Genomic DNA, 5,581 nt, shown 5'->3' with positions numbered 1-5,581 from the left:
GATTGTATCCAGAGCAGTTTAAGGCATTTGATATAGAGAAGTATAGGACTAAGATAAATTATGAGGTACAGGAGTTTCTGGAGAAGAATAAGGGGAAGGTGTTTAGGCAGGGGATAGAGTATGTATGAATAATTTGGACAATGAGAATTGAATATAGCTTGTTTATAAAAATTTAAAAATATGGTATAATTTCTCAAAAAGGAGTTTTTACCATGGAGGAAAATAATTTAGAATTATCAGAAGATAGTAATAAATTATGGAAAAAGGAAATATCTAAAACAAGAAATGAAATAATTAAACAACCACTAGAGTATATAAAAGAATATCTAAAAAATAAAAATGTTGAAAATATGAAAAATGAAGTATCGAACATGATATTAATTATAAGAGAAGGTGTATGGCAAGAATATTTAAAAGATGAAGATAAATTTCATAAAGTTATATTAGAAAAATTAACAAAATATTCAAATAATGAAAATGAATTAAAAAAAATTTTAGAATATAAGGAGAAACTAAATTTAGATATATCAAATTATACAAGTGTTAATGAGTTATATAGTGATGAAGAATACAAGATGAAAATAATATCAGAGAGTATGGGTGAATTTAATAGTAAAATAATGCCTTATATTTACCAAATAATACTAAGTACAACAAATAGCAGAAGAAGTAGATCAGGAAAAACGTTTGAATCTATAATGGAATATATAATAACATCAATATTTGGTTATCCATATTCTACACAAGCCAATTTAAAGGCATATTTAAAAGAAAAAAATATGGGTAAATTAGTTGACGGAATAATTCCGTCGGCAGAGAAATATGAAATTAATCGTCAAAGATGTATTGTAATAAGTATGAAGACTTCATTACGTGAAAGATGGCAACAGGTTATTGAAGAAGTAGATAGGACTAAAATGCCAGGAATACATTTATTTACATTAGATGCAGCAATAACAAAAGCAACAATAGAAAATTTAAAAAGAAATAATATAAATTTAGTGGTTTTGAAGGAAGTAAAAGAGATGTATTATAATGAAGAAACTAGCGTATTATCGTATGAAGATTTTTTATTAAATATCGTTCCTCATGAATTAAGTTATTGGGATAAAAAGTAAAAAGAGGTGAAAAAATGAAAATAATAGATTTATTCGCTGGAATAGGTGGAATAAGATTAGGAATGGAGCAGGCGGGTAAAGAATTAGGGATTCAAATAGAAAATGTTTTTAGTTCAGAAATAAATAAATATTCAATTGACACATATAAAGAAAATTTTAATGATGAAGAAGTAAAGGGAGATATAATGGAAATATCAGAGAAAGAAATTCCAGATTTCGATATACTACTGGCAGGATTCCCTTGTCAACCTTTTTCGCAAGCAGGAAAACAAAAAGGATTAAGTGATCCAAGAGGGCAACTTTTTTTTGAGATTATTAGGATTTTAAAAGCTAAAAAACCAAAAGCATTTTTACTTGAAAATGTGAAAAGGTTAAAAACACATGATAATGGGAAAACTTTAGAATTAATGCTTGAAGAATTAAAAAAAATAGGATATAAAAATCTTCATTTTGAAGTTTTAAAGGCAAAAGACTTTGGGGTACCACAAAACAGAGAAAGATTATTTATAGTGGGATTTAAAGATAGTAAGAAAAAATTTGAATTTCCTGAACCTGTAAAAAGTAAAGTAAAGTTAGGGGATATTCTTGAAAAAAAAATAGATGATAAATATACAATATCTGATAAATTATGGGAAGGACATCAAAGAAGAAAAAGTGAAAATTCTTTAAAAGGAAAAGGGTTTGGTTATACTCTATTTAATAAAAATTCAGAATATACAAATACAATTTCAGCAAGATATTATAAAGATGGAAGTGAAATATTAATTGAACAAAAAGGAAAGAACCCGAGGAAATTAACACCAAGAGAGGCAGCACGACTACAGGGATTTCCTGATGAATTTAAAATACCAGTTTCAGATGTTCAAGCGTATAAACAATTTGGTAATAGTGTAACAGTACCAGTAATAAAAGAAATTTCTTTGAAAATATTAAATTCTTTGAAGACAAGACAAAGCAAGTAGTCTTGTTTTTTTATTACAAAAATATAGGAGGAAAAATGAGAGAAGCGGTGCAGTTATGGACAATAAAGCCATTAAAAAAAGGGGATCGTGTAAGTATAACATCACTATCAGAAAATAGAGAATATATAGGTGTAGTAAAGGAAATACTATTGCAGCAATTAGTAAATGAAGATAGTTGGATAAATGATGTGATAGTGGAGGAGGTAAAATGAACATAACAGATCATGCCTTAATGAGATGGGCACAGAGAATAGAAGAAGACCATATAAGCAGTCAGGTAGCCTTTAAAGACTGGAAAGCCTTAAATCCTGAAAAAGTAACTCAGTATGAAAAGGATTTGAGAGAAGCTTTTAAAAAGGCAGAATATTTAACAGAAGGAATATATGATGACAGAAAAAAAGAATATTCAAAATTCTATATAGACAAAGAGGCAATGCTTTTGTATGTAGTAAGTACGGAAGATAACCTTGTAACTCTGTATTACATAGAATTTGTAACAAATAAAGCCGGCAATAAAAATATACTGCAAGAATTCCTAACAGAAATATTGGAAAAGGAAAAAGAGCAAGAAGAATTTGAGAGCAAAAAAGCAGAAGAATTAAAAGAACTTGGTAGAAGAAAAGAGACTCTTGAAATGGAAAAGAAAGAATTACGGGAAAAGCTAAATTTATTGGAATCAGAGCAGGGGTTATTAAATAAGCAGATAGAAACAACAAGGAATAGAGGTCAGGTATTAGGTATGCATATAAAGAATATGTACCGTAAGATAATAAAATCAATAGAATTTTAGGAGGCATAGTGAAATATATAATAATAAGTAATGAGAAGATAACAAAACATAATTTTACAGGAAAATTACTGGAATTTGTGAGAAAGAATGTAAGAGGATTAGAGGATGGGAAATATGAAGTACAGCAGGTAAAGACAGAAAATGGGGAGTTGTGTGCTAAGTATAGGAAGATAAGATAAAAACACAATATATAGTTTTAAGTGGGATAATTCCCCGAGAAAATACAATACCTAACACAAGATATTGTGATATAAGGAGCTAAATCATGGAACAGAAATTAATTGATATGATAAAAGAGGACAGGGAATTGGAGTATATGCTGTGGGAAATACTTTATGCTAAGGAAAATGGGGTTAATTGTGATGCCAATTTTCAAATAAGAAATAGAGAAGTTAGGAAAAGAAAAATTTCAGTAACATCTTTAATCAAGTCATGTAAGAGACACTCTAAAAATTAGGGTGTTTTCTTATTTGAAAATAATTAAAAATATGATAGAATAAAAGAAAAAATTAGGAGGGTGTATGAAAAAGATACTAATAGTATTGGTTTTGTGTCTAGTGATTTTCGGATGTGGGAAGGTGAGAATTGAAAAAGATTTGTACTTGATAGAAGAACAGCTCATAGTTAACAAAACTGAAGAAACAAGACGAAAGGAAGAAATTTTATATCAGTACTGCTCTGATGTAGAAGAGATTCTAAAAGAAAAAATATGTACAAAAGTATCTGATTTAAGTATACATATAAATTTTTTGGACTTAGTAGCAAGCAGAAAAAATGAAATTGAAAAGTCGGATTTAAAAAATGCCGTTGCTAACTTACAAAACGATTATGAAGTCATAATCGAAAATGAATTAATGACAGTTTTTGATAAAAGCCTTGGAACTTTGGCTAAATATATTGAGATAAAGTACAAAAGTTTGACAGCAGATCCATATAAATTATTAAATTTAACCTATATGGCAGATTTAGCTTTAAAATATGATGGAAAGTATTATTCAGAAGAAGAAGTTGCTGGAGTGAAAGAGAATAATGATTTGAAATGGCAAGAAAATAAGAGGGAAGAGTTGGGCGTTTTGAAAGAAAGAAAAAAGATAAATAATGATTAAATTGTATAGCCTTGTAGAGAGGCTATTTTTTATTTGTAAAATATTTCTTGATATTTTTAAATATTTATTGTAATATGTATTTATGGTGGAGGTGCAATATGGAAAAAACAATTAATTTTAAAATTGATGCTGAATTGTACAAGAAAATAAAAATTAAAATAGCAGAAGAAGACATCAGTTTAAAGCAATATATGTTAAGTCTAATTAAAAAGGATTTAGGAAAATAAAAATAGCCCTTCACCTAAAAATAGATAAAGAGCTTGAGATATAATAATCTCCCAACAAGAATATTATATCAAAAAAAGCTCTTGAAATCAATAAAAATAATAGATTTTAGGAGGAAAATTTATGGAAATCATGAAAAAAGAAGTTGAGTTCAATGGTGTTAATTTAACGGGTATCAAGACACAGGATGGTAAAATTTATATTGTAGTAAAAACTTTTTGTGAAATTTTAGGGCTTGATTCAAGTGGACAATTGCAGAGAATCAAGCGTGACGAGACTTTGAGTGAAGGTGTGGGCATGATACCCATACCTACCGAAAGCGGTAAACAAGAAACTACTTTATTAGAACTTGACTTCCTGCCAATGTGGCTAACAGGAATAAAAGCCGATCGTTGTAGGGAAGAAATAAGACCATATTTGAAAGAATTTAAATTAAAAGCAAAAGACGTTCTTGCGGATGCCTTTTTAGGAAAAAGAGGAAATCAAATTTTGGAAGGAGACTATTCACCAGAAGATATTGAAATATTGCAAAGGATTCACAGGATAATAAAAAACAAAACTTCTGTTGTAGATTTACTCGTAGATATCGGATTAGATTATGACTGGATAAAACACAGGGCTAATTTAGGATTTGAGAAAATAAAAATGAAATATCAGGAAATGCAACAAAGAGCATTTATGATTGATGGCAAGGAACTATCACTTGAAGATATAGATAATCTAAATATGGATCAGAAGAAGGAGATACTGAAAAAATTGAAAAAGGCTTGATAATGTTGACAAAAATATAAATATATAGTAAAATAATGTATATAAAATATCATTGCCTGCAGATGTGGGAGTATTTTATAAATTTAAAATAAGAAAAGGAATACAATTAAATATAAAGAGATCATTGCTCGAAGATTCGGGAGTCTCTAAACCAAAAGGTATAAGTAAAGTACCTTAAGTTTAGTGGCTCCCTTTTTTGTTTTTTGGAAGGAGGGATAGAATTTGAAATATGGATAAAAGAGAAGAATTTGTATCCCTCTGGGAAAAAGCAGGGGGAGTGAACGCAGAAAAAGGAATATTAAAAGAAATATCCCAAAAATTGAAAGTTCCAGAAGGAACAATAAGGCGTTGGAAGAGTGAATATGTAAAAAAAAACAAAATGAACGTTCAGCGAACGTTCGGCGAACGCTCGGTAAAAAATGAACGTTCACAGGAAGAAGTCAAAAGCAGTAAATTAGAAGTTCAGGAGCAAATAATTAAGTACAACGGGAAGCTAAATGACAAGGAAATAATGGAACTTTCTGGAACTCCGAAGACAACATATTACAGATATAAAAATGAACTTTTGGAATATATGAGCAAAATGTCACAGGAGCTTTTAGAAGATGC

Annotated in this window: 10 protein-coding genes; all 10 read left to right on the top strand. The window is 29.0% G+C overall.

All coding sequences use genetic code 11. The annotated features are described in order from the left end of the window. The first annotated feature begins 212 nt into the window (after nt 1-212). On the top strand, nt 213-1,118 hold the full coding sequence (locus tag NK213_RS18710) for a type II restriction endonuclease (RefSeq protein ID WP_253352089.1): 906 nt from the start codon (nt 213-215) through the stop codon (nt 1,116-1,118). 14 nt (nt 1,119-1,132) lie between these two features. Continuing rightward, nucleotides 1,133-2,080 (top strand): DNA cytosine methyltransferase, encoded by a 948-nt coding sequence (locus NK213_RS18705; RefSeq protein WP_253352086.1) that lies wholly within the window; start codon nt 1,133-1,135, stop codon nt 2,078-2,080. A 35-nt stretch (nt 2,081-2,115) separates the two neighbouring features. Then, nucleotides 2,116-2,292, top strand: coding sequence for a hypothetical protein (locus NK213_RS18700; protein ID WP_253352084.1), 177 nt, complete (start codon nt 2,116-2,118; stop codon nt 2,290-2,292). Then, the gene (locus NK213_RS18695; protein ID WP_253352082.1) at nt 2,289-2,870 is read left to right on the top strand and encodes a hypothetical protein; all 582 of its coding nucleotides are present in this window, start codon (nt 2,289-2,291) and stop codon (nt 2,868-2,870) included. The genes NK213_RS18700 and NK213_RS18695 overlap by 4 nt, the downstream gene beginning before the upstream one ends. Nucleotides 2,871-2,878: 8 nt before the next feature. Next, entirely contained in the window at nt 2,879-3,049 is a 171-nt protein-coding gene (locus tag NK213_RS18690) for a hypothetical protein (protein WP_253352080.1), read from the top strand. A gap of 86 nt (nt 3,050-3,135) precedes the next feature. Next, nucleotides 3,136-3,327, top strand: a complete 192-nt coding sequence (locus NK213_RS18685) for a hypothetical protein (protein WP_253352079.1) — start codon at nt 3,136-3,138, stop codon at nt 3,325-3,327. 64 nt (nt 3,328-3,391) lie between these two features. Continuing rightward, nucleotides 3,392-3,976: a hypothetical protein gene (locus tag NK213_RS18680; RefSeq protein ID WP_253352077.1), complete on the top strand. Its 585-nt coding sequence runs from the start codon at nt 3,392-3,394 to the stop codon at nt 3,974-3,976. 98 nt (nt 3,977-4,074) lie between these two features. After that, nucleotides 4,075-4,203 carry a hypothetical protein gene (locus NK213_RS20525; RefSeq protein WP_256478832.1) on the top strand — a complete coding sequence of 43 codons (129 nt, stop codon included), beginning with the start codon at nt 4,075-4,077 and terminating at the stop codon, nt 4,201-4,203. A gap of 121 nt (nt 4,204-4,324) precedes the next feature. Beyond that, on the top strand, nt 4,325-4,972 hold the full coding sequence (locus tag NK213_RS18675; protein ID WP_253352075.1) for a phage antirepressor N-terminal domain-containing protein: 648 nt from the start codon (nt 4,325-4,327) through the stop codon (nt 4,970-4,972). A 229-nt stretch (nt 4,973-5,201) separates the two neighbouring features. Continuing rightward, nucleotides 5,202-5,581: hypothetical protein (locus NK213_RS18670; protein ID WP_253352073.1), on the top strand; the 380-nt coding region annotated here is incomplete at its 3' end.

Source organism: Sebaldella sp. S0638, from assembly GCF_024158605.1.
Taxonomy (GTDB): Bacteria; Fusobacteriota; Fusobacteriia; order Fusobacteriales; family Leptotrichiaceae; genus Sebaldella.
The sequence above is the reverse complement of the archived record's forward strand: the minus strand, read 5'-3'. Positions and strand labels throughout refer to the sequence as shown.